Source organism: Comamonas sp. (genome assembly GCF_036666375.1).
Taxonomy (GTDB): Bacteria; Pseudomonadota; Gammaproteobacteria; order Burkholderiales; family Burkholderiaceae_C; genus Comamonas.
On the sequence record NZ_JAVWWA010000044.1, the window covers coordinates 23,607 to 37,641 of the forward strand.

The following is a 14,035-nucleotide window of genomic DNA, read 5'->3' on the forward strand; positions in this document are numbered from 1 at the left end:
GCGCGCGCTGCGCGCGCGTCCGACCATGGAGGGGGGCAAAGATGGCATTGCATATCATTGACCGCAGGCTTTCCGGCAAGAACAAGTCGGTGGGCAACCGCGAGCGTTTCGTGCGCCGCTACAAGCAGCAGATTGCCGAGGCGGTGCAGCGCGCCGTGGGCAAGCGCGACATCCGCCATATCGAGCAGGCCGAGAGCATCACCATCCCGCGCAAGGACATACGCGAGCCGCTGTTTCGCCACGGCCAGGGCGGCATCTCCGACACCGTGCACCCGGGCAACAGCGACCATGTGCGCGGCGACCGCATTGCGCGCCCCCAGGGCGGCGCCGGCAGCGGCTCGGGCTCGCAGGCCAGCGACAGCGGCGAGGGTGAGGACGACTTCACTTTCACGCTGTCCAAGGAAGAGTTCATGGAACTGTTCTTTGAAGACCTGGCGCTGCCGCGGCTGCTGCGCACCCATATCGCCAGCACCCAGCAGTATCGGCTGCGGCGCGCGGGCTACAGCCACGACGGCACGCCGCAGAACCTCGCATTGCTGCGCACCATGGGCGGGGCGCTGGGCCGGCGCATCGCGCTGACCAAGGCGCCGCAGCGCGAACTCAAGGCCCTGCAGGCCCAGCTCGAGGCGCTGCTGGCGCAGGACGATGGCACCAGCGAGGTGCTGGCCGAGCTGCAGCAGCGCATCGATGCACTCAAGGCGCGCATCGGCAAGGTCGCGTTCCTCGATCCCATAGACCTGCGCTTTCGCAGCCGCACGCGCGTTCCCGAGCCCAGCACCCAGGCCGTGATGTTCTGCCTGATGGATGTCTCCGGCTCCATGGACCAGGCACGCAAGGAGCTCGCCAAGCGCTTCTTCATCCTGCTGTACCTGTTCCTCACGCGCCACTACGAGAAGATAGAGATTGTCTTCATACGCCACCACACCCAGGCCACCGAAGTCAGCGAGGACGAATTCTTCCATTCGCAGGAAACCGGCGGCACGATAGTGAGCAGCGCGCTGGTGCTGCTCGACCAGATCATGCGCGCGCGCTACCCCGCGGCCGACTGGAACATCTACGTGGCCCAGGCCAGCGACGGCGACAACTTCAACGACGACACCGGCAACTGCCGCAGCCTGCTGGTCGAGAAGATCCTGCCGCTGGTGCGCTACTACGCTTATGTGCAGGTGGTGCAGGAAGAGCAGAGCCTGTGGCAGGAATACAGCCAGATTGCGCGCCAGTTCTCGCATTTCGCGCTGCGCAAGGTGTCGGTGCCCGGCGATATCTACCCGGTGTTTCGCGATCTGTTCAAGAAAGAGGGGGTCGCTGTATGAACCTTTCTCAGTACCCGGTGCTGGCGCCGCGCGCCGGCCCGCAAGTCTGGCGTCCCACGGCCGCGGCCGAACGCACACAGCGCGGCGTGCCCACGACGCCGCTGCCCGCGGCCCAGCGCCCGGCTCAGCCGTTGCCCGACCCCAGCGACTGGACGTTCGAGCTGATAGAGCGCTACCACGCGGCGATTGCCGATACCGCGCGACGCTTTGGCCTGGACACCTATCCCAACCAGCTTGAAGTGATCTCGGCCGAGCAGATGATGGACGCATATTCCAGCGCCGGCATGCCCGTGGGCTACCGGCATTGGAGCTATGGCAAGGATTTCCTCGCGACCGAGCGCCGCTACCGCCGCGGCCACATGGGCCTGGCCTACGAGATCGTGATCAATTCCAACCCCTGCATCAGCTATCTGATGGAGGAGAACACCACCGCCATGCAGGCGCTGGTGATCGCCCACGCGGCCTACGGGCACAACAGCTTCTTCAAGAACAACTACCTCTTCGGCATGTGGACCGATGCGGGCGGCATCATTGACTACCTGGTCTATGCGCGCGACTTCGTCGCCCAGTGCGAGGAGCGCCATGGCATAGAGACCGTGGAGCAATGGCTCGATTCCTGCCATGCGCTGTCCAATCTGGGCGTGGACCGCTACCGCCGTCCGAGCAAGAAGAGCCTGGCGCGCGAGCGCGCCGAGCGCGAGCAGCGCGAAGCCTATGCCCAGCAGCAGGTGAATGTGCTGTGGCGCACGCTGCCCACGCGCCCGGGGCGGGAAAATGCGGCGCAGGAAAACGAGCGCTTTCCCAAGGAGCCCGAGGAGAACCTGCTGTACTTCGTCGAGAAGAACGCGCCGCTGATGGAGCCCTGGCAGCGCGAAATCGTGCGCATCGTGCGCAAGATCGCCCAATACTTCTACCCGCAGCGCCAGACCCAGGTGATGAACGAAGGCTGGGCCACGTTCTGGCACTACACGCTGCTCAACACCATGTACGACGAAGGCTGGCTCACCGACGGCGTGATGATCGAGTGGCTGGCGTCGCACACCAATGTGATCTACCAGCCGCCGGCCGGCCACCGCGCCTACAGCGGAATCAACCCCTATGCGCTGGGCTTTGCGATGTACCGCGACATACGGCGCATCTGCCAGGAGCCGACCGAGGAAGACCGGCGCTGGTTCCCCGACATCGCGGGCACGCCCTGGCTGCCCGCGCTGCACCACGCGATGCAGAACTTCAAGGACGAGAGCTTCGTGGGCCAGTACCTGAGCCCGCAGCTGATGCGCGACATGCGGCTGTTCTCCATCCACGATGATTCGAGTCAGCGCGAGCTGCTGGTCAGCGCCATCCACAACGACGAGGGCTACCGTTCGCTGCGCCAGACGCTGTCGCAGCAATACGACCTGGGCGCGCGCGAGCCCAATATCCAGGTCTGGAACGTGAATCTGCGCGGCGACCGCGGCCTCACGCTGCGCCACACGCGCCACCAGGGCCGGCCGCTGAACGACGATGTGCAGGAGGTGCTCAAGCACGCGGCGCGGCTGTGGGGTTTTGGCGTGCAGCTCGAAAGCGTCAATGCCGACGGCGAGTCGCCCGTGCTGGTGCACTCGGTGCCGCCGCCGCCAGGCTAGCCAAGCGGCCGATCACGGCAGCGCGGCCATGGGCTGCGTCGGGTTTTGCGGGCTTTTGAGCGCTCAGGGTAAGTTCTGCGCAAGCTTCGCATGGCGTATGTCTAAAATCCCTGCTGCAGTGCAAGCCGGGGCGCCATGCCCCAGAGGAGTCAGCCGTGCAAGAGAACCAGACATCGAACGCCCAAGCCAAGCCCCGGCCGCGCGTCATCAAGAAATACCCGAATCGCCGGCTGTACGACACAGACACCTCCACTTACATCACGCTGTCCGAAGTCAAGGCGCTGGTCATGGCCAACGAGCAGCTCGTGGTGCGCGACGCCAAGACCGGCGACGACCTCACGCGCAGCATCCTGCTGCAGATCATTCTCGAGGAAGAAGCCGGTGGCGCGCCGATGTTCACCGAAGCCGTGCTGGCCAACATCATCCGTTTCTACGGCCATGCGATGCAGGGCAGCATGGGCGCCAGCCTCGAGAAGAACGTGCAGATGTTCAGCGACTTCCAGGCGCGCATGGTGGAGCAGGGCGCCACGCCTGAAATGTGGAACCAGTTCGTGCGCATGCAGCCGGCGCTGATGCAGGGCATGGTCGGCAACTACCTGGGCCAGTCGCAGAACATGCTCACGCAGATGCAGGAGCAGATGCAAAAGCAGACCGAGCAGATGCTCGAAGCCATGGGCTTGAAGCGCTAGTTCGCGGGCAGCAAGCCCCCCACCGCCGCGCGCAGCGCCTCGCGCAGGCATTGGCCCGGCCCTTCGAGCGGTCTGTCCCTGGGGCTCACCAGCGACAGCGCCGAGTCCTCCATGGTCAGCAGATGCCTGGCGACCAGCCCCATGCGCTGCGCATAGCGCGCGCCCAATGATTCCACCACGGCCACGCCCAGCTGTTCGCCCGCGAGTTCGCAGGCCGTGAACGATTGCGCGACCTCCATCAGCGGGCGGTAGTCTAGGCCGTTGTGTTCGAACGCCTGCTGCGTCGCCCGCCCCGCGGGCAGCGCGGGCGACAGCGCGATCAGGCCCAGCGCCGCGACTTCGGCCAGCGTCAGCACTTCGGCACCGGCCTGCGGGTGCTGCGGGTGCAGGATGGCGAACAGGCTCACCGCGGCCAGCGGCTCCTTGCGCACGCGCTCGTTGGGCGCCGCGGATCCGATCACGATGCCCAGGTCGATGCGGTGGTCCACGGCCATTTCATTGATTTCCAGGCCCGAGCCCGCGCGCACGGTGAACGTGATGCCCGGGTAGGCGCGGCGCACCGTGAGCAGCGCTTGCGGCAGCAGCATCGACGAGGCCACGGCGACCGCGCCCACGCTGAGCCGGTCGGACGCGCCGCGGCGGATATCGCTGGCCAGCCGGTCCACGGACTCCATGCCCGACAGCGCGTTGAGCACTTCGGGAATCAGCGCGCGGCCCTGGCTCGTCAGGTGCAGCCGCCGGTTCTCGCGGCTGAACAGCGCAAAGCCCAGACGGGTCTCCATGTCCTTGAGCAGCGCGCTGGCAGCGGGCTGGGTCATATGGATGGAGTGGGCCGCGGCGGTGACCGTGCGCTGTTGATACATCGCGCGCAGCAGCAGCAGTTCTCGGCGACTCAGCATATGTATTTCATATGAAAACAGTGGTTTTAGCTATTTGACCATAGGCCGCAGCGCGCCAAGAATAGATGGTCTGTCTTCACCGGTTCCGTTCATGCGCGCCAACGCCATTGCCTCGATCACCTGCATTCCCATGCGCCTGCCTTTTCACCATTGGAGCGAGCCGCCGCTGTTCGCGGGCCGGCCGCGCGACAAGCTCGACAGCGCGCTGGTGCGCGTCGAGACCGACGACGGCACGGTGGCCTGGGGCGAGTCGTATTGCGTGGAGCCGCGCGCGCTGCAGGCCATCTTCGAGACCCTGATCGCGCCGCTGGCCTGCGGCAGGCAGGCCGATGACGCAACGCTGCTGCCTTCCATGCAGCGCATGCTGCACAACCTGGGCCGCTCGGGCCCCGTGGTGCATGCGCTCGCCGGGCTGGATATCGCGCTGTGGGATCTGCGCGCCAAGAGGGCCGGGGTGCCGCTGTACGAACTGCTGGGCGGCAAGCGCCGCGACCGCGTGCGCGTCTATGCCTCGCTGCTGCAGTACTACGCCGACGCTGCCTTGCTCGAGCAGGTGAGCCAGCGCGCGCTGGCCGAAGGCTATACCGAGATCAAGCTGCACGAGCGCACCGCGCCCGCGCTGGCCGCGGTGCGCCGCGCCGTGGGCCCCGATGTGCCGGTGATGGTCGATACCAACTGCGCCTGGCTGCCGCACGAGGCCGAAGCCGCGATCACCGAAATGCTGCCCTACAAGCCGTTCTGGATCGAGGAGCCGATCTGGACGCCCGAAAACGACCAGGCCCTGGCCGCGCTGCGCGAACGCGTTGCCGTGCCGCTGGCCGTGGGCGAGAACGCCAGCTGCGCGCTGGCGCTGCAGCGCATGGTGGAGAACGCCACGGTGCAATACGTTCAGCCCAGCGTCATCAAGCTGGGCCTGACGGCAGCCTGGGAGATCTCGCGTGCCTGCGAAGGCAGCGGCGTGACCTGCGCTCCCCAGGTCGCATTCTTCGGGCCGGGCTTCCTGGCCAGCCTGCACCTGATCGCGGCGCAGACGACCGAAGTGTCGCTGGAGCGCCTGTATGTGGAGCTGGCCCATGTGCCTTATGGCCGCACGCTGCCGATAGAGCAGGGCTGGCTGCAGGTGCCTGATGGCCCCGGCCTGGGCGCCGACCCCGAGCCCGACCTGGCCCAGGGCCGCTACGCGCACTGAGAGCGCAAGAATTCAAAACAGGAGACAAGACATGCAGAACAACCGCCGCAGTTTCATCCACCACTGCACCGGTCTGGCGCTGGCCGGCGCCACGCCCTGGGCCCTGGCCAGCAGCGGCGCCTATCCCGACAAGACCGTGCGCATCATCGTGCCCTATCCCGCGGGCGGCGCGACCGACAACCTGGGCCGGCTCGCGGGCCAGGCGCTGCAGCAGGCGCTGGGCCAGTCGTTCATCGTCGACAACAAGGGCGGCGGCGGCACGACCATAGGCACGCGCGCGCTCGCGCAGTCGGAGCCCGACGGCTATACGCTGGGCATGATGGACAGCACGTTCACCATCAACCCCGGTCTGCTGGGCGCGCGCCTGGCCTACGACACGCAAAAGGACTTCACGCCTATCTGCCAGATCGCCAGCGCGCAGTTCGTGCTGGTCACGCATCCGTCGGTGCCGGTCAAGGACCTCGCGGGCTTTCTGGCCAAGGCCAGGGCCGAGCCCGGCACGCTGGCCTACGGTTCGGCAGGGGTGGGCAGCGGCCCGCACCTCGCGGGCGAACAGCTCGCCCAGCAGGCCGGGCTCAAGGTCATCCACATTCCCTACAAGGGCGGCGGCACGGTGATTTCCGACCTGCTCGGCGGCCAGGTGCAGTTCGCGTTCGCCACCGTGCCCACGCTGGCCGAACATATCAAGGCCGGCAAGCTGCGCGCGCTGGCCGTCACCGGGCCGCAGCGCGCGCCGCAGCTGCCCGACGTGCCCACGTTCACCGAAGCCAAGCTGCCGGGAGTGGACATCATGCCGCTGTTCGGCCTGATCGCGCCCAAAGGCATTCCCGCGGCCGCGCTTGACAAGATCAGCCGCGCCTTGCGCGCTTCCATTCGCCAGGGCGAGATGCAGGCGCGGCTCAGGTCCATGGGTTTCGAGCCCGTGGGCAGCACGCCCGCGGAGTTTGCGCAGCGCATCCAGGAAGAAGTCGCGAAATGGACCGAAGTGATTCGCAAGGGCGGCATACGGCCCGAATGAGCGGCTGTGCCTAGGTGCTGTCTCTGACCACGATATGGAAGCCCACGTCGACCACCGGATTCTCTATGGGGCGGCCTTCGGCGCGCGCCATCATGAATTCGGCCGCGATCTCGCCTATGCGCGTGCCGTCAAGCCGCACCGTCGTCAGCGCGGGCTGGGCATCCTGGGCAAAGCTCTGGTCGCCCATGCCGACGATGGCCAGCTGCTGCGGCACGTGCAGCCCCTGGTGCTGGGCTTCGATGGCCGCGCCCAGCGCCAGGCTGTCCGAACTGCAAAACACCGCGGAAATCTCCGGCGTGGCCTGTAGCAGCGATGCCAGGCCTTTGCGTCCCGCGCCCATGGTGCTCGGTGCACGCGTGAAGAAGCACTGCGCGGACTGCGCGCCCAGCGCCCGGGAACGGTCGATGAACGCCTGGGCGCGCGTGCGCGCGCGCGCATCGTCGCCGGTGATGATCGCGACATGCAGGTGTCCGCGCGCATGCAGGAATTGCGCCACCGTCTCGCCGATGGCGACATGCGAGAAGCCGACCAGCATGTCGATGGGGTTGTCGCTGAAGTCCCAGGTCTCGACCACCGGAATGCGCGAGGCGAGCAGGGCACGGCGCCCGCCCGCCGATGACGCCGCGCCGACCAGCACGATGCCGTCGGGCCGGCGCTGGATGATGGTCTTGATCAGCGCCTCTTCCTGCGCCGCGTCATAGCCGGCCTGTCCGATCATCAGCTGGTAACCACGGCGCTTGAGCGACTCCGCCAGCGACTCGACCAGCTCCTCGAACACCGGGCCGACCAGCGTGGGCAGCAGCGCCGCGACCATGCGCGCGCGCGCGGTGCGCAGTCCGCTGGCCATCGCGTTGGGCACATAGCCCAGCGCATCGACTGCGTGCCGCACCCGGGCCAACGTGTCGGCCGTGACCTTGTCGGGCGCATTCAGCGCGCGCGAGACCGTCATCGCCGAGACCCCCGCGAGGGTGGCGACATCTTGGACGGTAGCGGGCTTGTTGGACAAATCGATTCCTGTTGACTGCACGGCACGCGCAACGGCTGCATGGGCGGCCGCGCGGTGGCGGCAGGCCGATTGTATGCAGTTAGCAGGGGCGCGCCCTGCGGGCGCAGGCTGCGGAATCTCGAGCCTTCAGGGTAAACACTGATTCGTCCGCGAATGTTCACGTTAACAATCTGTTCTTGCGTAAATGTTAACGTTATCTGGCTATTAATTCATCATCGGGCGAAGGCGCGTGCCCGCCCCGCATATATCGGAGACAACAGATGAGAGCATTGAAATCCGCCACCACCGCCGTTTGCATAGGCCTGGCCGCCATGGGCGCTGCGACCTCGGCATTCGCCTGGCCCGACAAGACCGTCAACGTGATCGTTCCCTTCCCCGCGGGCGGCGCGACCGACACCATCGCGCGCGCGGTCAGCAACCACCTGGGCACGCAGTTCAAGCAGACCTTCGTGGTTGACAACAAGGCCGGCGCGACCGGCAGCATAGGCGCGACCCAGGTCGCACGCGCGCCCGGTGACGGTTATACGCTGCTGGTGGCGTCGCTCGCACCTTTCGTCGTCGCTCCGCACCTGATGAAGAACCTGCCCTACGATCCGCTCAAGGACTTCAGCTACCTCACCGTGGCCGTGCAGACGCCCAACGTGCTGGTCGTGAACCCCACGCTCGCGCCCAAGGTCAACAACATCCAGGACGTGATCGCTCTGCTCAAGGCCAGGCCCGGCGCGGTGAGCTTCGCGACCTCGGGCGCGGGCTCTTCCGACCACCTGACGGCCGAACTGTTCTGGCAGAAGACCGGCACCAAGGGCCTGCATGTGCCCTACAAGGGCGGCGCTCCAGCCATCACCGATCTGCTCGGCGGCCAGGTCGACATGTCGTTCCAGAACGTCAACGCCGTGATCCAGCACATCAAGTCGGGCAAGCTGAAGGCCATCGCCGTGACGGGCGACAAGCGCTCGCCCGTGCTGCCCGATGTTCCGACCACGGCCGAAGCCGGCGTTCAGGGCGTCGAGGTCTATGCATGGCAAGGCATTGCCGCGCCCAAGGGCCTGCCCGCGGACGTCAAGGCCAAGCTGCATGCCGGCATCCTCAAGGCGCTCAAGGACCCGGCGCTGACCAAGCAGTTCACCGACGCCGGTCTCGAAGTCGTGGGCAACAGCCCCGAGGAGTTCACCCAGTTCCAGGCCAGGGAGTTCGCGCGCTGGAAGCAGGTGATAGACACCGGCGGCATCACCGCCAACTGATTTTTCCACCTACCATTCCATGGCCTGACCTACGCGCAGGCCGATTCCATTTCTCCCTGCACCTGGTTCCACTATGGCTTCTTCCTCCACTCCTGTCGTCACCCAATTGCGTGTCATTCCGGTCGCCGGCCATGACAGCATGCTTCTCAACCTCAGCGGCGCGCACGCGCCGTTCTTCACGCGCAATCTGCTGGTGCTGACCGACAGCGCGGGCAACACCGGCGTGGGCGAAGTGCCGGGCGGCGAAAAGATCCGCCAGACGCTGGAAGACGCGGCGCAGCTGATCGTGGGCCAGCCCGTGGGCAACTACAACGCCGTGCTCAATGCGATGCGCGCCGAGTTCGAGGGCCGCGACAGCGGCGGGCGCGGACTGCAGACGTTCGACCTGCGCATCGCCATCCATGCGGTCACGGCCGCCGAATCCGCGCTGCTCGATCTGCTGGGCCAGCACCTGGGCGTGCCCGTGGCCGCACTGCTGGGCGAAGGCGTGCAGCGCACTTCGGTGCAGATGCTCGGCTATCTGTTCTATGTCGGCGACCGCACGCTCACCGACCTGCCTTACCAGACCGATCCCGGTGCGGCCAACGACTGGCAGCGCCTGCGCCATGAGAAGGCCATGACGCCCGAAGCCATCGTGCGCCTGGCCGAAGCCGCGCATGAGCGCTATGGCTTCGAAGACTTCAAGCTCAAGGGCGGCGTGCTGCGCGGCGAGGAAGAAGTCGAAGCCATCCGTGCGCTGCACGAGCGCTTTCCCCAGGCCCGCGTCACGCTCGATCCCAACGGCGGCTGGCTGCTCAAGGACGCGATCCGCATCACGCGCGATCTGCATGGCGTGCTCGCCTATGCCGAAGACCCCTGCGGCGCCGAAGGCGGTTTCTCGGGCCGCGAAGTGATGGCCGAATTCCGCCGCGCCACGGGCCTGCCCACGGCCACCAACATGGTCGCCACCGACTGGCGCCAGATGGCGCATTCGATCTCGCTGCAGTCGGTGGACATTCCGCTGGCCGATCCGCATTTCTGGACCATGGCCGGCTCGGTGCGCGTGGCCCAGCTGTGCCAGGCCTTCGGCCTGACCTGGGGCTCGCACTCCAACAACCACTTCGACGTGTCGCTGGCGATGTTCACGCATGTGGGCGCGGCCGCGCCGGGCCGGGTGACGGCGATCGACACCCACTGGATCTGGCAGGACGGCCAGTACCTGACCAAGAACCCGCTGCAGATCAAGAACGGCTACATCGAGCTGCCCCAGCGCGGCGGCCTGGGCATAGAGCTGGACATGGAGGCCGTCGAGCGCGCCCACCAGCTGTACCTGCAGCATGGCCTGGGAGCGCGCGACGACGCCATGGCCATGCAGTTCCTGGTGCCCAACTGGAGCTTCGACAACAAGCGTCCCTGCATGGTGCGATAAAGCGGCCCCAGCCCCCTCGCCGTGGAGACGGCGGGGGGCTCAGTGCATATGAACATGGCCCGGCGCTTTGCCCGGGCCTTTTTCTTGGTCGTCGTGCTCATGGTCTTCGTGCGGCGCAACGCCTTCGCGCGACTTGAGCAGCCATTGTTTTGCCAGCGCGGGATTCGCGCCCACGCCCTGGCCGCGCTGGTAGGCCAGGCCCAGCGCCCTTTGCGCCTGCGGGTTGCCCGCGTTGGCTGAGCGCCTGAGCCATTCGATTGCCGTGCGCATGTCCTTCTTCACCCCCAGCCCGGCGGCGTAGCTGGCATACAGCTCATATTGGGATTTCGAGGCGCAGCGCGCGTTGCCGTCGGCGGTCTTGCGGTACCAGCGCAGCGCGGCCGCAGGGTCCTGCGGCGCGCCGCCCAGACCGTCGCGGTAGAAGTCGCCAAGCATGCATTGCGCCAGCTCCATATCGTTTCCTGCCGCGGCATCGAACCACTTGAAGGCCTGGGCGAGGTCCTTGGGCGTGCCCGTGCCGTTGAGGTAGATGAAGCCCAGCTCCACTTGCGCCGGCCCATGGCCGCGCTGCGCCGCATGCAGCAGATGCGCGCGGCTGCGCGCCATGTCGATGGTGTTGCCGGAGCTGCCGTTGAACAGCTTGCTTTGCTGGTATTCGCGCTCGGCGGACGCGAGGTCCGCGGCAAGCGCGGGGGCGGCGGCCCAGCAGAGCGTGGCCGCAAGGCCCAGGCCTTGCACCCATGGATGGAAGTTGAATCGGCGTGGGGTCATCATGGCATGCGAAATGGGAGACGTTCGGGGACTGCAATGCGCACGCGGCCGAGTGCGAGCGGCCGCGTGCGCGCATCAGCGCTTTACTGGAAGGTCTGCGCGACGTTGGCGGGCACCACAATCTCGCTGGCCGGTGTCAGCGACAGCGTCACCGTGCGGCCCTTGCTGATCGACTGCAGCACGGTCTGCGCTTCGGCCAGCGAGTTCAGGCGCTGGGTGCGCAGCACTTCCGGCGGATGGAACGTGCCCTTGGCCGCATGCACCGACTCGACGGGACCGCCCTTGTAGGTGATGCTGGCGTTCATTCCGGGGCTGAACTGCGTATAGCCTTCGGGGATATATCCCTTGTAGCCCGCGTCCTGCACGTCGACCGAGACCTGGACGTAGAAGCCCGTGGGGTCGTTGGTGTACTGGTCGGTGGCCGTCACGATGCCGTTGGCCAGCAGCGGAATGTTCGGGTTCTTGTTCTGCGGCCCGACAAAGCCCTGGATGATGCGCCCTTCGTCGAGCACCACCGCGCGCACCGCGTTCAGGCCGTTTTCACGTCCCGGCTTGAACGGCCCCGAAGTCTCTATGCTCTTGTAGCTCGCGTTGGCCGCATCGCTGGCGCGGTACGAGGCCACCGAGCGGCGCTTTTCCAGCTGGTTGGAGAACTCGCTGGTCACCTTGCTGCCGTTGACGCTGGGCGAGTCGAACACCTTGGACGACATCGCGTCCAGCATGGTCAGCTGCTTGCCCGCGTTGGCCGGGTCGCGGTTGTAGGCCTTGAGCGCCTGGAAGACTTCGACAATCGGGAACTGGTTGGTGTGCTGGGGCGAGACGAAGTCCACGTCCACGGTGTTCTGCAGGTAGCTGAAGCCGTGCTGGAACGACAGGCGCAGCCAGCCGTTGTTCGCTGTGGGCGTGTTCAGGCCGTTGAAGCCGTAGCCGCCGTGGTAGCCGAAGGTGTAGAACTTGCCGTCGGCAGGGTTCTTCACGCGAAACAGCATGTTGGTGGTGCCTGGCGTGTGGCCGGGCGACCAGATCACCATGATCTTCACGTTGCCGTAGTCATACCACTTGTCATACTCGTAGAAGTTCGTGGTGCGTTCGCGGATCACGGTTTCCGACGCGGGCAGGGCGCCGGCGATGTTCCAGGTGTTGCCCTGCATGTCCGAGGTCACGGCCACGGCATCCTCCCTGGATGCCCACAGGCCTATCTTCTTGCCCGCGTGGTCCATCATCTTCAACTGTTCGACGACGGTGCCGTAATGGTCGCTGTGTCCGTGGGTCAGCCAGATGTCGGTCACGGAGCGCGGATCCACGCCCATCATTTCCATGTTCTTCCAGTACTGGTAGCCGCTGTTGGGCCAGCCCGCATCGACCTTGATCACCTTGTCGTCCGATGGATCGTCGGGCGTGCCCATGTCCGCCTTGAGCAGATAGGACGCGACTTCGTTGTCGCCCACGTAGTACATGGTGTTCTTGACCATCTCGAACGGCTCGGTGCTGCGCGAGTAGGGCGCAGATGTGGGGCTGGTCGCGTTGATGCTCATGTAGGGCTGGCCGGAGACGGGATCATTGCCCTTGTCGGCGAGCATGGGGCTTTGCGACGGCACTTCCCACACGGGCTTGCCATCGGTCTTGGACTGCGGCGTGAAATACCAGATCGCGACGACCTTGGCCGATTCGGCATGCTGGTAGTTCTTGTCGAACAGCACATAGGCGGCCTGGCGCGCGGTGGTGCCGTAGTCGTAGTTGGCGGTCACCGGAATCGAGGCGAAGTCGGCTGCGGCGCTCTTGGCGTAGTCGTCGGTGTTGACGTTGAACACCACGGCGTTCGGCGCGACGGAATAGGTTTCCTGGTAGCGGCGAATCGGCTGCGCGAACGCGCGCCCGGCCTGGTCGGCGGTCACCGTGCTGCCATCGCCGATGGTGATCGACCCCGCGCCCTTCTGGTAGACCCAGCCGGCGGCAATCATGGGCCCGGGCGTGTCGGCGTGGCGCGTGACCGCCGCACCGTACTTCTGCAGATTGAACTGGGCGGCCGACGACTTGCCCTTGGCCAGGATCACGTTGAATGTCTGCGCCGGGTCGGCGGGCACGCTGGCCTTGTCGGCGCCGTTGGGAATCCAGTCGACCAGATTACCCGGCACCAGCGCGGCCTTGAGCGCATTGACGCTGGCCGCGGCCAGCGCGTCCGTGGTCACGGTGCGTATGCCGCTTTGCGAAAGAATCGCCACGCTCAGGGTCTGATTGCCTGCGGCATCCGACGCCAGTGTGGGCTCCGCGTAGACCATGCCGGCCGAACGCACGGCGGTGGCGCCGGGCAGTGAGGGCGTGGTGCCGCCATCGCTGCCGCCGCAGCCCAGCAGCGTGGCAGATGAGATGAGCAGACTCAGCGCCCGCCAGTCTGTGAATACTGTCTTCATGGTGTCTCCTGTGAATGTATTTCCTGCCATCAACGGCGCCCTGGGCCATGGGCCGATTCCCTGCCTCTTGTGGAGGCGCTGGCGGCAGCCTGGACGCGCGGGCCGCGCTGCCAACGCTGCTGGCGGTGATGCCGCCCATATGGGGCGTGCTTGCAGGGGATGTCCCCTGTCGTGCTCCTGGATGTCTTCGCGCGGGGGTAAGGCATAGCCGGTACGGGCAAATATTTGCTTGTTCACGTTAACATCGCGAGCAGGCAGATTGTTATCGTTAACAATTTTGCGGCAATCAGGAATTACCCTGGCAGCGATCTGCCGCGCAGCGCGCCGCCGGGCACAGACTCGCGCCTGTGCCCGCGCGAGCATCAGCGGCCGCTGGAGCCGCTTCTCAAGTGGAAGTTGCGGTTGCGACCAGCGCGCGCAGATCGAGCTGGCCCGCGTGCATCGGCGGGCACCAGAGGTAGGCGC

The 14,035-nt window shown here is 66.3% G+C and carries 11 protein-coding genes; 7 read left to right on the forward strand and 4 right to left on the reverse strand.

Going from position 1 to position 14,035, the window contains the following annotated elements:
- Positions 1–41 precede the first annotated feature (41 nt).
- From RR928_RS12555 to phaR, 3 genes are all read left to right on the forward strand, one after another.
- Positions 42–1,313, forward strand: a complete 1,272-nt coding sequence (locus tag RR928_RS12555; protein ID WP_332538030.1) for a YeaH/YhbH family protein — start codon at positions 42–44, stop codon at positions 1,311–1,313.
- The gene (locus RR928_RS12560) at positions 1,310–2,938 is read left to right on the forward strand and encodes a SpoVR family protein (RefSeq protein ID WP_332538031.1); all 1,629 of its coding nucleotides are present in this window, start codon (positions 1,310–1,312) and stop codon (positions 2,936–2,938) included. The genes RR928_RS12555 and RR928_RS12560 overlap by 4 nt, the downstream gene beginning before the upstream one ends.
- A 155-nt stretch (positions 2,939–3,093) precedes the next feature.
- Positions 3,094–3,627, forward strand: coding sequence for a polyhydroxyalkanoate synthesis repressor PhaR (phaR, locus tag RR928_RS12565; protein WP_332538032.1), 534 nt, complete (start codon positions 3,094–3,096; stop codon positions 3,625–3,627).
- On the opposite strand, the gene RR928_RS12570 is transcribed toward phaR, so the two are convergent.
- Positions 3,624–4,526, reverse strand: coding sequence for a LysR family transcriptional regulator (locus RR928_RS12570; protein WP_332682735.1), 903 nt, complete (start codon positions 4,524–4,526; stop codon positions 3,624–3,626). The two genes, phaR and RR928_RS12570, sit on opposite strands and share 4 nt — an antisense overlap.
- Positions 4,527–4,617: 91 nt before the next feature.
- Here RR928_RS12570 and RR928_RS12575 point away from each other — a divergent pair, with 91 nt between their 5' ends.
- Together RR928_RS12575 and RR928_RS12580 are read left to right on the forward strand one after the other, a co-directional pair.
- Positions 4,618–5,715, forward strand: coding sequence for a mandelate racemase/muconate lactonizing enzyme family protein (locus tag RR928_RS12575; RefSeq protein ID WP_332682737.1), 1,098 nt, complete (start codon positions 4,618–4,620; stop codon positions 5,713–5,715).
- 31 nt (positions 5,716–5,746) lie between these two features.
- Positions 5,747–6,733, forward strand: coding sequence for a Bug family tripartite tricarboxylate transporter substrate binding protein (locus RR928_RS12580; protein WP_332682738.1), 987 nt, complete (start codon positions 5,747–5,749; stop codon positions 6,731–6,733).
- Positions 6,734–6,743: 10 nt separating this feature from the next.
- On the opposite strand, the gene RR928_RS12585 is transcribed toward RR928_RS12580, so the two are convergent.
- Positions 6,744–7,739 (reverse strand): LacI family DNA-binding transcriptional regulator, encoded by a 996-nt coding sequence (locus tag RR928_RS12585; protein WP_332682740.1) that lies wholly within the window; start codon positions 7,737–7,739, stop codon positions 6,744–6,746.
- 260 nt (positions 7,740–7,999) lie between these two features.
- Between RR928_RS12585 and RR928_RS12590 the strand changes: the two genes are divergently transcribed.
- Positions 8,000–8,980, forward strand: a complete 981-nt coding sequence (locus RR928_RS12590; RefSeq protein ID WP_332538037.1) for a Bug family tripartite tricarboxylate transporter substrate binding protein — start codon at positions 8,000–8,002, stop codon at positions 8,978–8,980.
- A gap of 73 nt (positions 8,981–9,053) precedes the next feature.
- Entirely contained in the window at positions 9,054–10,388 is a 1,335-nt protein-coding gene (gene gudD / locus RR928_RS12595; RefSeq protein ID WP_332682742.1) for a glucarate dehydratase, read from the forward strand.
- Positions 10,389–10,427: 39 nt separating this feature from the next.
- Here the strand turns inward: gudD and RR928_RS12600 are convergent, their stop codons facing one another.
- Both RR928_RS12600 and RR928_RS12605 read right to left on the reverse strand, forming a co-directional pair.
- On the reverse strand, positions 10,428–11,159 hold the full coding sequence (locus tag RR928_RS12600; protein WP_332682744.1) for a tetratricopeptide repeat protein: 732 nt from the start codon (positions 11,157–11,159) through the stop codon (positions 10,428–10,430).
- Positions 11,160–11,242: 83 nt separating this feature from the next.
- The gene (locus RR928_RS12605) at positions 11,243–13,570 is read right to left on the reverse strand and encodes an MBL fold metallo-hydrolase (RefSeq protein ID WP_332682747.1); all 2,328 of its coding nucleotides are present in this window, start codon (positions 13,568–13,570) and stop codon (positions 11,243–11,245) included.
- Between the last annotated feature and the right edge of the window lie 465 nt (positions 13,571–14,035).

What these genes read in the sequence shown, in the direction of transcription:
- RR928_RS12555 (WP_332538030.1), top strand. Translation starts at nt 42, where the DNA reads ATGGCATTGCATATCATTGACCGCAGGCTTTCCGGCAAGAACAAGTCG.
- RR928_RS12560 (WP_332538031.1), top strand. Translation starts at nt 1,310, where the DNA reads ATGAACCTTTCTCAGTACCCGGTGCTGGCGCCGCGCGCCGGCCCGCAA.
- RR928_RS12605 (WP_332682747.1), bottom strand. Translation starts at nt 13,570, where the DNA reads ATGAAGACAGTATTCACAGACTGGCGGGCGCTGAGTCTGCTCATCTCA.
- RR928_RS12600 (WP_332682744.1), bottom strand. Translation starts at nt 11,159, where the DNA reads ATGACCCCACGCCGATTCAACTTCCATCCATGGGTGCAAGGCCTGGGC.
- RR928_RS12570 (WP_332682735.1), bottom strand. Translation starts at nt 4,526, where the DNA reads ATGCTGAGTCGCCGAGAACTGCTGCTGCTGCGCGCGATGTATCAACAG.
- RR928_RS12575 (WP_332682737.1), top strand. Translation starts at nt 4,618, where the DNA reads ATGCGCGCCAACGCCATTGCCTCGATCACCTGCATTCCCATGCGCCTG.
- RR928_RS12590 (WP_332538037.1), top strand. Translation starts at nt 8,000, where the DNA reads ATGAGAGCATTGAAATCCGCCACCACCGCCGTTTGCATAGGCCTGGCC.
- gudD (WP_332682742.1), top strand. Translation starts at nt 9,054, where the DNA reads ATGGCTTCTTCCTCCACTCCTGTCGTCACCCAATTGCGTGTCATTCCG.
- RR928_RS12580 (WP_332682738.1), top strand. Translation starts at nt 5,747, where the DNA reads ATGCAGAACAACCGCCGCAGTTTCATCCACCACTGCACCGGTCTGGCG.